Raw genomic sequence first — 14,778 nt, 5'->3', positions numbered from 1 at the left:
ATGAACTAATATTGGTTTACCAAACCAAAAACCCACCTTCTTTATCAGAAAGTGGGCGCCCTATTCATGTTAGATTGCTTCTTTTATCGGCTTAGCGGTGTTAATTCCTAAATCATTATTTTTTTTGAATTTATTAGCAAAAAGAGATTTCAAGTATGGAAGTACCCAACGGTCTCCTCCGTATCTACCTGCATTTGCTCCAGCTGCCATAATGACGAATGCTACGATGACCATCCAAGGGTTAGAAGAAACAGTTCCTGCAAACAAGAATGCCATATTCATTACTGCTCCAAAGAATGCGGCGGCTGAAGTAAAGATTCCTACGATTAAACCTAATCCTACAAGAACTTCTCCCCAAGCTACTACGACACTAAATATATCTGCTCCTGGTACAGCTACGTTTTCTAAAAAGCTAACATATAATGGGTATTTCATAACTTCCCCATTCATTACTGGGTTTGCTACAGCGTTTTGCAAGTATCCTCCAGCATTAAATTCTCCCATCACCTTTCCCCATCCAGATGATAACCAAGTCCACCCTAGATAAACTCTTAATACAGTTAAAATAATTGCCATTACACGATTGTTTCTCAAAAATTGTCCCATCATGATAAATTCCTCCTTTTAATAGTTGTAATGTATGTGAAACCATTCACATAAAACTCCCCATTGAAAGACTTGTTATTAAAACAAATCGTAAACCTCGTCACTTTGTGAAATGTTTCACTATCTTTTACACTTTTATTATATACCGGTTTGAATGAATTGACTATACTTTTTATCATTATTCACAATTTGTTCAATACTTCACAATCTATTCACCCAGAGCTATACCTACGCGGTTTCTCAACTCTATTTTTGACATAAAAAAATCGAAGAGAAGGTTTCTTCTCTTCGATCTATTATTTATAAAGACTCATTATTTTCCTCTGCCCTTTTTAACGCTTCTTCCCTTTCTTTCTCTGCTTTTAGAACCTTACGATGTGTAATGCGTGATAGCGTAATACTAAATTCATACAAAAGTAAAAGCGGCACCGTAACCATGAGATGAGAAACTAAATCAGGTGGCGTAATAAATCCGGCAATAATCAATAACACAAAATAGGCATACTTTCTAACCTTGGAAAGAAAGCTCGGTGTTAGGATTCCCAGTCTCGTTAAAAATGAAACGACTACTGGTAATTGAAATAATAACCCCATAGGGATAGTAATTTGGAATAAAAATTGAAAATATTCGTTAATACCATATTGCTCAGTAATCCCTAAACGAGCTGATAAATTACCCATAAACTGGATGATAAAAGGAAATAAAATATAATAAGCAAATGCAACTCCACCAATAAATAAAATGAAAGCAAAAGGAATATAGCCTAAAGTTGCCTTTCGTTCATTTTCATGTAAACCAGGACTTACGAAGCTCCAAATCTGAAATAATATGACTGGAAAAATGATCACCAGAGCAATGACAGTCGCAAAATTCATAAAAACCCGAAATGGGTCTGTCATTTTAAAAGCATTCATCGGTAAATCCTGTGCCATTGGCGCAGCTTGTAAATATGTGATTAACGGTGTTGCTAAAAAAAAGCCGGCGATGAATGCAACGGCAAATGAAACGAATAGGATAATAATCCTTTTTCTCATTTCAACTATGTGATCCATAACCGACATTTCTTTGTTATCCATTTAACAAACCCTCTTTACATTAAGCATCTTCACGAGTTGTTGTTTTCTTTTTCGTATCTGTATCATCGTCATCAGCTAGTCCTCTTGTAGCTGCTTTAAATTCGCGTAATGTATTTCCTGCTGCTTTACCTAATTCAGGTAACTTCTTTGGTCCAAAAATAAGTAAAGCTACAATAGCGATTAATATAAGACTTCCGGCAGATAAAGGCATCATAATTGATGCACCTCCTTATAATGTGTGTAAGCTTTTAAAACCCTGTCTAACCCTAAATAGGATAGTGTTTCAAGAAATATACTAGTGCCTGTAGTTCAACAGATAAATCTATATGATGTACTCGAACAGTTTCTGGTACGGTCAACCTTGCTGGTGTAAAATTTAATATACCCTTGATTCCAGCTTCTATTAATTCATCCGCTATCCCTTGAGCGGCAGATGCTGGGACCGTTAATATAGCTACAGTAACATCGTCAGGTAATGTTTCCTTTAACGTTGCATACTCATGAATCGTCACGCCACCAACCTCTTGGCCGATTTTTTCTTCGACGACATCAAATGCCATAACAATTTGCGTATTGTTGTTTTTAGAGAAATTATAATGTAAAAATGCTGTACCTAAATTACCTACTCCGACTAAAACGACCTTCGTTAATTCATCTTGATCAAGAGTTTTTCGAAAAAAAGATAACAGGTAACTAACATTATATCCATATCCCTTCTTTCCTAATGCTCCAAAATATGAAAAATCTCTTCGAATCGTAGCTGAATCTACCTTTACCGCTTCACTTAATTCTGTTGAAGAAACTCTTTGCTTTCCAGAGGTCTGCAAATTCTCAAGGAACCGATAGTATAAAGGTAAGCGCTTTGCTGTCGCTTGAGGTATCTTTGTATGATCTGATTTCATAAGCAGTCCCCCTAAACTCATTATAGACTATCCAATATCTACTCTAAAACAAGATTATGGAAACATTCCTATTGTACCTCATTTTTTATAGAATGTAACCATAATCCAATAACTGTTCAATAAGTTGTTGAATACTAGTAAATAAGCTACACTGAATAGAGGAGAAAATCAATACTATTGTGGCTTTTCTTCTCTAAAGTTTTAATATTGGAAGTGATAACCATGATTATTTTACAATGCGTCAACCTATCAAAATCATTTGGTGTTGAACCAATTTTAACAAATATAAAGCTAGAAGTACAAACAGGAGAAAGAGTCGCACTAGTTGGTCGAAACGGAGCGGGAAAATCAACTCTTCTTAAAATCATTTCGGGACAGCTTTCACATGATTCAGGTGAGGTCATTAAACCTAAAGATATTGAATTTGGCTATTTAGCTCAAAACACCGGTCTAGAATCTTCCCTTACCATTTGGGAGGAAATGTTAGCCGTCTTTCATGACTTAATTCTAATGGAAAAGAAATTAAGGAAAATGGAAGAAGAAATGGCCAATCCGATCCTTCAAAATGACGAGATTAGCTACCAAAAGCTACTTCAAGAATATGATGAGCTCCAAATTACCTTTAAGGATCAAGGGGGCTATCAATACGAAGCTGATATTCGCAGCGTTCTTTCAGGATTAAAATTTTCGACCGATCGCTTCGAGACGCCGATTTCTACCTTGAGCGGTGGTCAAAAAACTAGATTAGCGCTAGGAAAGTTATTATTAACAAAACCTGATCTCTTAATTCTGGACGAACCAACCAACCATTTAGACATTGACACATTAACATGGCTAGAGCAATATTTATCGAATTATCCTGGGGCGATTTTAATCGTTTCTCATGACCGCTATTTCTTAGATAAAATTGTGAATCAGGTTGTAGAAATTTCTAGAACGAAGTCGACTAAATTCAAGGGTAATTATAGCGATTATTTAAATGAAAAAGCTAAAAGATATGAGTTAGAGCTTAAACAATTTGAAAAGCAGCAAGAACAAATTGCTAAGTTAGAAGATTTCGTTCAAAAGAATATCGCTCGAGCCTCGACGACGAAAAGAGCTCAGAGCAGGAGAAAGCAATTAGAACGAATGGATCGAATCGATCGTCCTGCTGGTATGGAAAAGTCAGCCCATTTTTCTTTTCAAATTGAGCGCCAAACTGGTAATGAAGTGCTACGTATTTCTGATTTAGATGTGCAATACACAAATTCTCCTTCTATATTTAAACAACTAAGCTTTGATGTAAATAAAGAGGAGAGTGTTGCGATAGTAGGTCCAAACGGCGCAGGTAAATCTACTCTATTAAAAGCAATGACCAAACAAATCCCTATTCAAAACGGCTCCATTCACTTTGGAAGCAATGTCAAGATTGGTTATTATGATCAAGAGCAAGCTAAATTACAATCGAATAAACAAGTATTACATGAATTATGGGATGACTTCTCTCTTTCACCAGAAAAAGATGTACGGACCGTATTAGGCAATTTTTTATTCAGTGGAGATGATGTATTAAAGCCTGTCTCTAGTCTTAGTGGTGGCGAAAAGGCAAGGCTTGCGTTAGCTAAATTAATGATGCAAAAAGCCAATGTTTTAATATTAGATGAACCTACCAACCATCTTGATTTAGATGCAAAGGAAGTATTAGAGGCTGCTTTAATTGATTACCCTGGAACGATTATTTTTGTTTCACATGACCGATATTTCTTGAATCGAATGGCAAGTAGGGTAGTAGAATTACACGACGGCAAACTAACCAATTACTTAGGGGATTACGATTATTATGTAGAGAAAAAAGCTGAGAATCTAGAGCGAATAAGAATGACACAGGAACAGTCTCAGCCTATTCAAACTAATAAAGATAAAACGAGCTTCAATCGTGATAAAGAAGCAAAAAAGTTAGAACGTCAGCGTACTAGAAGAATTGAAGAAATAGAAAACACCGTCAGTACTCTAGAAACTCAAATTGAAAATTACGAACAATCTTTATGCGATCCCGACATTTATAGTAATCATCAAGAGGCACTCGAGCTTCAAAATAAAATTGACCAAGCCAATGTTGAAATCGAACAACTATTAGAAGAATGGGAAGAATTATCACAATCTACGTAAGCTTCTATAAAAACTTGAGAAGGGAGATAACCAAGGACTGCTTAGTTATCTCCTCATTTTTAGTGTGCTTGTTGAGTCGATTTTTCCTTTTTTGTAATAGTAGGAGAAAATTGAGTTTCATGAGCCGTTAGTATCCAATAGCAATAGGTAATAACAATACAAAACATCGAGGTTGCGGCAGCGACGACTCCTGAATCATTCAATAATAATAATGCAACGGATGCAATAACACCGATTTGCAAATACAACCTTTTAGAAAATTCCATCATTCTATTTCTTTTTGTCCAAATTAAAAGCAAAACAACAAGATAACTTGATACAAATAATTGCGTCCAATTTGAATGGCGAAAGAGCTTATAATTCATTTCTAGCTTTCTGAAGATGATATTTTTTATATAAAGAAGATCTCCGCTAGTTAACCTTTCAAAAGCCAGGCCAATATGACTTTTTACTCCAATTAATTGTAGACCATACAATAAAATTAAACCCGTAAATAAACCAAAAGTACCTATGATCCAAAGCGTGGAAGTCTTCGTTTTAAATCCTAACAATAAAAGAATAGCAACAGTGTAGGCAATAGCTGCTGACAATGTTGCACCAGCATTTGTACCTAAAGATTGGGATGCAAGGATTACCATTTGAACAAGCAAAATAGAGGCTACAATAAACACCTTCCAATTCCTTTTATGAAAAAATGGAACGAGCATTGTTAATGCTGAACTTATATAAATTCCAGCATATTCATTCCCTATTCCATAATACCTCGCACCAATAATCGGATCATAGCCTAAATAAGACCTTTGTATGAGGCTTTCCCCAAGTGTAAGATCGATCGTTATCGCAATAAATAGGCAACTAGTAATAAAACTGACGGGCGAGTGTATAAATCGATAGCAAAGATATCCCGTAAGTAAAGAACAGAGTAACATAACCATTAAAAAAGAAATTTGATTTAATAAAGTATTAATCGGTGCTAGCAGTAGGAAAAATAAAGGAGAGCTTAAAGCAGTCAATAATGTCACTTTTAAGATTTTTATACCAAAATTGTTTTCTCGTAAAAAAAAGATCATTAAACCAGATGATAATAATAAAATAGCTAAGCATGAAATGTAGATAGATAATACGCTTGCTCTCGTCTTATAAATATGTACGATTTCATCGACCTCTTCAAACAAAGGCTGTTTATTCACATCTCCTGATTTTTCTACGATAATAGGATGTCCAATATATTCATCCGTTTTTTGCAAACCGAAACCATTCAGTATGGTTGGTACAACATCAACATTCGCGACTAAATAAGACTGTCTAGTTGTAAGGCTTGTTAGAGAGCCTCCATCCTGATCAAATGTAAAAATAGGGGCTAACTGTTGTTTATTTTTTAATGAATCTTGGTTCATGATAGGAGATATAAGCCACACAGGCTCGTCTTCTCCATTCAAGACTAGCTCGTTTATAAATGATTCTAAATGGAAAAGGGCTTCTTCTTTTATACTCTGATAAAAAACGGGCTCCATTTCTCCCTTCAACCGGTCTAATCGATATAAATCTCCCCATTCAACAGCGACAAAAGTAGAAGAATGCTGTCCAACAAACGTATTAATTTGATTTAATAAATAGTCGGAATCCATTTCGATACCATAAGGAACCCGAGGATTAGAACGTACTGTTTCCTTCAATTCTCCTAATGTCTGACCTTGTTTATCGATTGTTAGAAGCGAAGCAAAACGTACCCTCTCCTCACCAACATCACTATTACCCAAAACAAGTCTTTTAACTCCCGCATTCTTTAAGCTTTCACCTAAACTACCTATTTGGGCATCATGATAATTATTTGTATTTTCTTCCTTTAGTTTATGTAAAAAAGGATGAACAATAGGACTCTCGCTCGATAAGCCTGTTAATTGGTGCATATAATCGACACTGTTAACATCATCAATGATTTCTTCTTTTTCATATGCATTCCATTGAGGAATTCCACGTGATTTAGTTCCTGTGCTAATAGATAAAAGATTAGGTAAATATTGATAAGCTCCATCCGGCCTTACATTCATTGCTCCCAAAGCTGACTCTTCCCATAAAACGTCATAGCGACCATGTTCCACAAGCCATTTAGCATCATCAAAGGATAATCCAGGTGCAATAACAATTTTCATATGTTCTTTAGTGGAGGAGTCGATATTTTCCTCAGCAACTGCTAATTGTGAATAACATAGCACTAAAAAGACGATCAGACTTAAAACTTTTAGGATTTTTGTAAACATACGTTCTACCTTTCAATATTTTCTGACATATCCACAATATCCACAGGTTTATACACAGGTTAAATCCATTTATATCAATACTTTCACAGTTTTTTATTATTCCATACACATTTATCCACAGAAAAAAATAACCACAGGAAAATGTAGATAATGAAAGGGCTCATTATAGTTTATCCACAATATCCACAGAGATGTTAACAATATTTGTACACAGAAAGAATTCTTATATAGTATGGTTGTTTACAGAAAAACTTATGACTAAATTTCTCTACAAACTAAATTGTTTTGATCGTAAAACTCTTTTTACCCACTTTATTATAGAAGACATAGGTTAAATAAACGTTTAATTAATCACTTTCAACCCAAAAATTGGGGAAATACTCATGAATCAATGACTTATAACAAGAAAGATAACCGGCTGTTCGCTCCCCAAGACACTACACCTCCGTGTCTTGTGTCCGCTAGCTTACGTCTTTCATAGGGATTTATCCGTTCAAAAAACCCTCCTTTTTTCAAAAAAGGAGGGTTCCTAATTCATTATTGATGTTTGTTACCATTACACATTTTTTCCTATATTCTCTAATGTGATGTTTTAAATGAGGTTTTGTGCCAGCCCCATTTGTAAATAGTCTCAGCCATCAATGACATCATTTCAAATTTTTCTACAAGTTCTATCTAAAATCAACTACGATAACCTTTTATTTTTTATGGATTGTTCTTCTAAGTCTAAGCCTGGATTTCCATTTAGCGCAAAATCAGAGAACTGACCCTGCTGATATTTAATACTTGCCGCCGCTCCAATCATCGCAGCATTATCTGTGCATAAATGAAGTGGAGGAATAATGAGCTCGACCTTGCTATTTTTAAATTGCATTTCTAACGCACTCCGTAACCCTTTATTAGCCGCTACTCCTCCGGCTAATAAAAGCTGCTTTATAGGGTAAGCCTCTGTGGCTTTTCTTGTTTTTGTTACGAGAACATCAATGACACTTTCCTGAAAGCCTCTCGCAACGCTTTCGTGATTCACTTCATTTCCTTTTTGCTTTTCATTATGAACTACATTGATGACCGCTGATTTTAAACCGCTAAAGCTAAAATCAAACGAATTTTCCTCTAACCAAGCTCGAGGTAAATCGATCGATTCTGTTGCCATCGAAGCTAGCCGATCAATATGAGGGCCTCCTGGATAAGGTAATCCTAATGTTCTAGCTACTTTATCATAAGCCTCACCAACAGCATCATCTCTTGTTTCACCAATAATCTCAAATTGCCCCTGCGTTTCCATATATACAAGCTCAGTATGGCCACCTGAAACAACTAATGCAAGTAACGGGAATTTCAACTCAGTCACTAATTGATTGGCATAAATATGCCCGGCAATATGATGAACCCCGATTAAAGGAAGCTGATGAGCAAAAGCGATAGCCTTAGCAGCATGAACTCCTACTAAAAGAGCCCCAACTAGACCTGGGCCTTCCGTAACAGCGATTGCAGATAAATCTTTCCACCCTACCTTTGCTTCTTTAAGTGCTTCCTCTATAATTAAAGTCATTTGTTCTACATGATGTCTTGATGCAATTTCGGGAACAACTCCTCCAAATCGCTTATGACTTTCAATTTGAGAAGAAACAATGTTACTTAATATATGATTTCCATCTTGAATAACAGCCGCCGAAGTTTCGTCACAGCTTGTCTCTATAGCTAATATAATCTCTGATTTATTCTTCATAAATTCACCCACATTACTAAGGCATCCTCCAAATTATCTGAGTAATAATTTTTTCGAATCCCTCCATCTTGAAAGCCTAATTTTCGATATAAATTTTGGGCAACAGTATTGGACACTCTAACCTCCAATGAGATTTTTTTCGCACCCATTAATTTGGCAAAGTGAAGAGCATAAGTAAGCAGCTCTTCTCCTCTGTTTTGTCCTCTATAATTGGCATGTACAGCAATATTCGTAATTTGCGCTTCATCTGCAATGACCCAAAGTCCACAATAACCAATAATAGCCTGCTCTAACTCGTACACTAAATAGTGTGCAAAACGATTCACCTTTAATTCTTGTTCAAAAAGCTCAGGTTTCCATGGATTTGCAAAAGCACTTTTTTCAACTTTCATTACTTCCTCAAGGTCAGTTATTGTCATTAAACGCACATGAGATTTTCCTTGCTCAATCATTTCTTTTCTCCTCTTGAGCCTCTCTCCATTTTGCTTCTGCTTCAGCTAAACGCAAATATTGTGGAGTGACCTGATGAACATCATGAACAGGACTTTTAAGCATTCCCAAGTGAGCGAGCTCTGCCGGTCTCGGTAACCTCATAGTAGCAGGTGCGAATAGCGCCAATTCGCCTAGCTGATTTTTTATTTCATCTTGGTGAATCGTTAAATCCTTACCGGTAAATAAAACCGGTTCGTTTTTTTCTTTAAGATATTGGAGCCAATCTTGCAAAAGAGTTAGCTGGTCTTTCTCCTGTGACACTAACTCTTTTGAATCTCTTTTATATAAGCCTGTAAAAATTTGTCCTCTCCTTGCATCAATAATAGGACATATGAAGCCATTATAATAGTTTATGACCTGTGCCGTATTTTCCAAGGAAGAAACAGTAATAAGCGGAATTCCTAAAGACCAAGCTAAGGTTTTGGCAGTAGTCACACCAATTCGAACTCCTGTATAAGAACCAGGACCATTCGCTACGATGATGTGAGTTAACTCTTTCGGCTCCACCTTTAAATCTTCTAATAGAGCTGATATGGCTGGCATCAATCGAAGAGCGTGATTTTTTTTACTATTAGTAATGATTTCCCCTAGCACTTCATTTTCATCAATAAGAGCAACTCCAAGGACGAAGGATGATGTATCAATCGCTAATACTTTATGCATTATAAATCTCCTCACATATTTGTTCTAATTGTGATCCTATAGGAGAAAGGATAATATTTCGGGTTGTATCTCCCGTTCGAAAAATCTCAATGTCTAATCGTTCCTTTGGTAGCTGAGGTCTAATTTTACTTGCCCATTCTACAACAGTCACCCCTTGACCATAGAAATAATCCTCTAAGCCTATTTCTTCAAATTGGTCATCTAGACGATAAACATCCATATGGTACAAAGGAAGCCTACCTGAGTATTCTTTTATAATCGTAAAGGTTGGACTGTTTACAACTCTTTTAACACCTAGACCTTTGGCGATTCCTTTAGTAAAATGAGTTTTTCCTGCACCTAAATCACCTTCTAGGGTTAGAACAGCGCCCGGGAATAATTGTTTGGCTATTTTTTCTGCCCATTGCATCGTTTCTTCTGGAGAATGAGTTTCTATTGTTTTTGTTTTCAAATCGATCACCTATTTAAAGAAATGATTATATCCTCTTTTTTCAAGCTTTTCTCGTTTGCTATCACTAGTAAGCTCAACGCCTACCGGACCATCTTGTACGGTTCCTATTCTTGTTACATGAATATTTTCATTTTGAAAAAGCGGTTGTACCTTCTTAAATACTTGCTCTGAACAGCTTCCTATTAACTGAAAGTCTTCTCCACCAAATAAAGCCCACTTTAATGCTTGTGTTTTATCTACGGCTATTTTCAAAGAATCTAAAGGAATTTGACTTTCATCTAATAATATCGATACTTGACTCGCTTCCGCAAGCTCATTTGCTTCACTTGCAAGTCCATCACTTATATCGTTTAAAGCAAAGCGCTCTCCTAAATTTGCTAGAATTTGCCCGGCTTTTATTTGTGGCTCTGGTTCTTGATGAGCCAAAACCCAAACCTGTTCGTCTTTAGTAAATGGACCATTTATTCCTTTTTCGTTTAATACATGTAAACCAGCTGCAGAGTGGCCAACCTCTCCTGTTAGAAAAACAACATCACCGTGTTGAGCATGACTCCTTAATAGCTGTGTATCCGAGTAAACTTCTCCTATTGCTGTAACGGATATGACTAAAGATTCATTAGAAGAAACGGTATCTCCACCAATTAAATCCATATCGTATTTATCGGCTAAATCGTTCATACCTGCATAAATCTGTTCCAGCTCTTGTTCATTCCATTTATCTGATATAGCTATGGACACTAAAAAGAATTTTGGAGTGGCACCCATCGCTGCTAAGTCACTAATATTGATAGCTAATGCCTTTCTTCCTATCTGATAGGAAGTTAACGTATTCTTTCGAAAATGAATACCTTCTACCATTGTGTCCACACATACAACTTGGTTTTTTAGCACAGTAGGGGAATAGATAGCCGCATCATCGCCAATTCCTACTATTAGATTAGCTTGTCTTTTTATTTTTGGAGTAATTTTATCTATAAATTCAAATTCATCCTTCATTCTTTTTCCTCGTTTCCAAATTATAGAGTTCATTATTTCTGAGGGAGCTTGAATATACTTATCATACATTCTTTATGTGGAAATTCCTAATAAGCTAGAGATTATATAAAAAAACCGAAACAATAAGTCTGTTTCGGTTTCAATGGTATTGCGGGGGGCGGATTTGAACCACCGACCTTCGGGTTATGAGCCCGACGAGCTACCAGACTGCTCCACCCCGCGACGTTATAAAGTTACTGATGATGTTTTTTTCTATGAAGAGACATCTTCCTCTTCTCGGCTTGCTTCGTTGCTTGTGCGTCGATGTTACTCGGAGCTTAATCATGTTGATTTTGCTCGTTGCTCCACCCCGCGACGTTATAAATTTAAAAATATAAACCAAAGAATTTATGCCTGGCAACGTCCTACTCTCACAGGGGCAAGGCCCCAACTACCATCGGCGCAAAAGAGCTTAACGGCCGTGTTCGGCATGGGAACGGGTGTGACCTCTTCGCTATCGCCACCAGACTGTTTCTCTGACACAAGTAATATCATACCACGATAAATATCATTTGGCAAGTTTTTTTTCGAAAAATATCAACTTAATTTTTTCATAATAAAAAACTGTTTTTGCATATATTATTAAAGGTATAGAATATACAAATGTGGAACTTACTTTATTGTAAACATCTAAGTGAATGGGGTGTCAAAAAATGCTTCTACAAGAATTTGTTATTAAAATCAGTCTTTCTCTATTATTAGGATTAGCTATCGGCATCGACCGACAGATGAAGCATAAACCTCTTGGTTTAAAAACAAGTATGGTGATTTGTATTGCTAGCTGTCTTGTAACCATTGTCTCAATTGAATCCTTCTATAAATTTGCTCCAGACGGTATATCGACAAATATGGACCCTATGCGATTAGCTGCTCAAATTGTAAGTGGTGTTGGTTTTCTGGGTGCAGGGGTTATTTTACGCCGGAATAATGATGTAATATCAGGTCTTACTACAGCTGCTATGATATGGGCTGCTTCTGGTCTAGGAATAGCTATCGGTGCAGGTTTTTATCTTGAATCCTTTTATACTGTTCTTCTTATCTTAATTGCTATTAATTTCATCCCAGTACTATTAAAGGTAATTGGCCCTTCCACTTTAAAACAAGATGATGTCGCATTAAGAATTGTGATGGAGCCTAATTTAAATATGACTGAATTAATAGAGGCCATTGAGCTTAAAGGAGAATTAAAAGCAGATAGCGATAGCAAAGAGCTTTTGAAAAAGCGTAAGAAGAAAAAGAAAGAAATTGCTATTCGCTCGGTAAAAGTAAAAGATCTTGACGATGGTAATCAACTTATTGACTTAAAAATTTCAGTACCAAGTAAAATGTACATTACTGAGCTATACTATATTACTAAAAAAATAAACTATGTAAAATCCGTAAATGTAGAGAAGCTCTAATATTTACGCTCTGAGTGAAATCGGTTCGTAATAATGAAAATCAAACAATCATTCTCTAATAAGGATGATTGTTTGATGCAATTCTTTTTACCCTATCATCTATCTTTCATCGTTTTTTCAAATTCATTTAATTTCTCCACTACTTGAAAGAGCTTCTCCGTAACTTCCTCTTTCTTCTTACATTCCTTATCAGCTTCTAAGTTATAAGCAATCATTAGTAACTCATAACGAATCGTAGCAACCCCGATTTTAGTATATAACGAAAACATAAAGCATATTTTCCTCCTTTTCTAAATAAGAAATCTTATATTTCTATTTTAGCAATAATATGAGCGCACAACAATTTATTTTGCTTTTTTAGCAATAATTCATTTGCCTGATGGATATAATGCTAGGATGGTGCTATATAAGGAGGAGGTTTCCATGAACATAGGAGAGAGAGTAAAACATCTAAGAGAAGAGCGTGGATGGTCTCAAAAAGAGCTTGCTCAAAAAATGAAAATAAACAATAGTGTTTTAAATAGAATTGAAAACAACAAACGCGTACTTACCGATTCAGAAATTATTATACTAGCAAAATTATTTCAAATTTCTACCGATGACTTACTAGGATTAGAACCCAAACAAAGAATAAAAGAAGAAAACAAGCTTTATGATATTACTATTAATAAAGAAGAGCTTCATCTTCTAAAAGACTATTTAGACTTTATTAGGTATAAGAAGAAAAATTAATTAATGCTTAATCATTTCATTCGATTTGTCTTTCTTCTAATCCCCCTTTAGTTTATATTGATTTATATTCCTCATTATCAGTATTCTCACATAGTAACATCATTTCTTGCATTCTTTTCCCATATTCTAATTTTTGTTAATCCGTTACATATAAAACGGATTTATTTCTTCCCTATCTATTACTTTTCTCAATACTTACTAAAGCTTTTCCTAGTTATGAGAAATTTATATAATAATACTAGTGTTAACCCTTGTAAATAATATACATTTTTCTGCTAATTGAATATAATAAAAATAATAGTGAATTCTTTTTTATAGACCGATATTTGAAAAGGGGCGTGTTGAAGTATAAGTTATAGATAATTACATACCGTTTTATTAAGGTTTTTTAATTGACTAACATACAGGGGATGGAATGACTCAGTGTATTCAACTTATAATTTATTATTTATCGGATTAATTATTCTTCTCATATATATAATTGTAGATGTAATTAAAAATAAAACGGATAATTTGTTTAGAAGATTAATATTTTATAGTTTTATTTTTTACCTATTGTGTATAGCTCAGCTAACGACTGGTGGTATAGCATTCCCTCCACAAAATGATTATGGGCAAATCATACAATTAATACCCTTTTATTTTATTATCGATTGGTTAAGGATTTATGATTATAATGGTTTTGACTGGTTTTTCTGGAATTCAGTCAAATTATCATTTTATAATTTAATTATGCTAGCACCATTAGGCGTCTATTTATCTATTTTATTTCAACATACAAAAATATCTAAAGTGTTTTTGATTGTTTTTCTCATTAGTCTGACTATTGAAATATCCCAACTTATATTAGGATACTTTGGCTTTGTACTTGGACGTGGTACTAACGTGGATGATTTAATTTTAAATACTTTAGGTGGGGTAATTGGGTTTATACTCATGCAATTTTTAAAAAGACTGTACGATAATAAATTTAAAAATAATCACTAATACTTATAAACTGGCATTAAAACTGTGCATCAAAATGATAAAAAAGAAAGATTATTTTAAAAGAGTAGATGGTTTACTATTTTTGACCTCTACTCTTTTTAGTTTATAGACTAGTAATGTCCATTTACTGATTTACGTGTTCTCTAGAAAAGAATCTTCTCACGGTTGGTTTTGTTTTATTTATACCCGTCCTTGTTGAACCTTCGGTTCAACTATACAAAAAAGCACAACCTCTAAAGGTTGTGCTTTTATCGCCTGGCAACGTCCTACTCTTGCAGGGGGAAGCCCCCAACTA

The 14,778-nt window shown here is 35.1% G+C and carries 15 protein-coding genes, 1 tRNA gene and 1 rRNA gene; 4 read left to right on the top strand and 13 right to left on the bottom strand.

Annotated elements, in window-relative coordinates:
• Window positions 1–69: 69 nt before the first annotated feature.
• From AZF04_RS06580 to AZF04_RS06565, 4 genes are all read right to left on the bottom strand, one after another.
• Window positions 70–609, bottom strand: a complete 540-nt coding sequence (locus AZF04_RS06580; RefSeq protein WP_061948063.1) for a DoxX family protein — start codon at window positions 607–609, stop codon at window positions 70–72.
• Between the two features lie 297 nt (window positions 610–906).
• Window positions 907–1,683: a twin-arginine translocase subunit TatC gene (gene tatC / locus AZF04_RS06575; protein WP_045488170.1), complete on the bottom strand. Its 777-nt coding sequence runs from the start codon at window positions 1,681–1,683 to the stop codon at window positions 907–909.
• Between the two features lie 19 nt (window positions 1,684–1,702).
• The gene (locus AZF04_RS06570) at window positions 1,703–1,897 is read right to left on the bottom strand and encodes a twin-arginine translocase TatA/TatE family subunit (protein WP_061948062.1); all 195 of its coding nucleotides are present in this window, start codon (window positions 1,895–1,897) and stop codon (window positions 1,703–1,705) included.
• A gap of 52 nt (window positions 1,898–1,949) precedes the next feature.
• On the bottom strand, window positions 1,950–2,585 hold the full coding sequence (locus tag AZF04_RS06565) for a redox-sensing transcriptional repressor Rex (protein WP_061948061.1): 636 nt from the start codon (window positions 2,583–2,585) through the stop codon (window positions 1,950–1,952).
• A 222-nt stretch (window positions 2,586–2,807) separates the two neighbouring features.
• On the opposite strand from AZF04_RS06565, the gene AZF04_RS06560 reads away from it, so the two are divergent.
• Complete coding sequence (locus AZF04_RS06560; protein WP_061948060.1) at window positions 2,808–4,733, top strand: ABC-F family ATP-binding cassette domain-containing protein; 1,926 nt, start codon at window positions 2,808–2,810, stop codon at window positions 4,731–4,733.
• 59 nt (window positions 4,734–4,792) lie between these two features.
• On the opposite strand, the gene AZF04_RS06555 is transcribed toward AZF04_RS06560, so the two are convergent.
• The 8 genes from AZF04_RS06555 to rrf all read right to left on the bottom strand — a co-directional run bounded on the left by AZF04_RS06555 (window position 4,793) and on the right by rrf (window position 11,832).
• Entirely contained in the window at window positions 4,793–6,994 is a 2,202-nt protein-coding gene (locus AZF04_RS06555) for a hypothetical protein (RefSeq protein ID WP_061948059.1), read from the bottom strand.
• 685 nt (window positions 6,995–7,679) lie between these two features.
• Window positions 7,680–8,723 carry a tRNA (adenosine(37)-N6)-threonylcarbamoyltransferase complex transferase subunit TsaD gene (gene tsaD / locus AZF04_RS06550; protein WP_174522661.1) on the bottom strand — a complete coding sequence of 348 codons (1,044 nt, stop codon included), beginning with the start codon at window positions 8,721–8,723 and terminating at the stop codon, window positions 7,680–7,682.
• A complete protein-coding gene (gene rimI, locus AZF04_RS06545) occupies window positions 8,720–9,175 on the bottom strand; it encodes a ribosomal protein S18-alanine N-acetyltransferase (RefSeq protein WP_061948057.1) in 456 nt (151 codons plus the stop codon). Before rimI ends, tsaD begins: the two co-directional genes overlap by 4 nt.
• Window positions 9,168–9,878 (bottom strand): tRNA (adenosine(37)-N6)-threonylcarbamoyltransferase complex dimerization subunit type 1 TsaB, encoded by a 711-nt coding sequence (gene tsaB / locus AZF04_RS06540; protein ID WP_061948056.1) that lies wholly within the window; start codon window positions 9,876–9,878, stop codon window positions 9,168–9,170. Before tsaB ends, rimI begins: the two co-directional genes overlap by 8 nt.
• On the bottom strand, window positions 9,871–10,329 hold the full coding sequence (gene tsaE, locus AZF04_RS06535; protein WP_153017227.1) for a tRNA (adenosine(37)-N6)-threonylcarbamoyltransferase complex ATPase subunit type 1 TsaE: 459 nt from the start codon (window positions 10,327–10,329) through the stop codon (window positions 9,871–9,873). Before tsaE ends, tsaB begins: the two co-directional genes overlap by 8 nt.
• Window positions 10,330–10,338: 9 nt before the next feature.
• Entirely contained in the window at window positions 10,339–11,325 is a 987-nt protein-coding gene (gene thiL, locus AZF04_RS06530; protein ID WP_061948092.1) for a thiamine-phosphate kinase, read from the bottom strand.
• Between the two features lie 148 nt (window positions 11,326–11,473).
• Window positions 11,474–11,547 (bottom strand) — tRNA-Met (locus AZF04_RS06525).
• Window positions 11,548–11,716: 169 nt separating this feature from the next.
• Window positions 11,717–11,832: ribosomal RNA gene (gene rrf, locus AZF04_RS06520) — 5S ribosomal RNA — on the bottom strand.
• Between the two features lie 185 nt (window positions 11,833–12,017).
• Here rrf and AZF04_RS06515 point away from each other — a divergent pair.
• Window positions 12,018–12,764: an MgtC/SapB family protein gene (locus AZF04_RS06515; RefSeq protein ID WP_061948055.1), complete on the top strand. Its 747-nt coding sequence runs from the start codon at window positions 12,018–12,020 to the stop codon at window positions 12,762–12,764.
• A gap of 95 nt (window positions 12,765–12,859) precedes the next feature.
• Here AZF04_RS06515 and AZF04_RS21135 read toward each other — a convergent pair whose 3' ends face one another.
• On the bottom strand, window positions 12,860–13,033 hold the full coding sequence (locus AZF04_RS21135) for a hypothetical protein (protein WP_156479532.1): 174 nt from the start codon (window positions 13,031–13,033) through the stop codon (window positions 12,860–12,862).
• 154 nt (window positions 13,034–13,187) lie between these two features.
• Between AZF04_RS21135 and AZF04_RS06510 the strand changes: the two genes are divergently transcribed.
• Together AZF04_RS06510 and AZF04_RS06505 are read left to right on the top strand one after the other, a co-directional pair.
• Window positions 13,188–13,496: a helix-turn-helix domain-containing protein gene (locus tag AZF04_RS06510; protein WP_052340211.1), complete on the top strand. Its 309-nt coding sequence runs from the start codon at window positions 13,188–13,190 to the stop codon at window positions 13,494–13,496.
• 423 nt (window positions 13,497–13,919) lie between these two features.
• Window positions 13,920–14,483 carry a VanZ family protein gene (locus AZF04_RS06505; protein ID WP_061948054.1) on the top strand — a complete coding sequence of 188 codons (564 nt, stop codon included), beginning with the start codon at window positions 13,920–13,922 and terminating at the stop codon, window positions 14,481–14,483.
• The last annotated feature ends 295 nt before the right edge of the window (window positions 14,484–14,778 follow it).

Origin of the sequence: Alkalihalobacillus trypoxylicola (genome assembly GCF_001590785.1) — a bacterium.
In the GTDB taxonomy this organism is placed as follows: Bacteria; Bacillota; Bacilli; order Bacillales; family Bacillaceae_D; genus Alkalihalobacillus; species Alkalihalobacillus trypoxylicola.
This window is presented reverse-complemented; position numbering and strand designations above follow the sequence as displayed.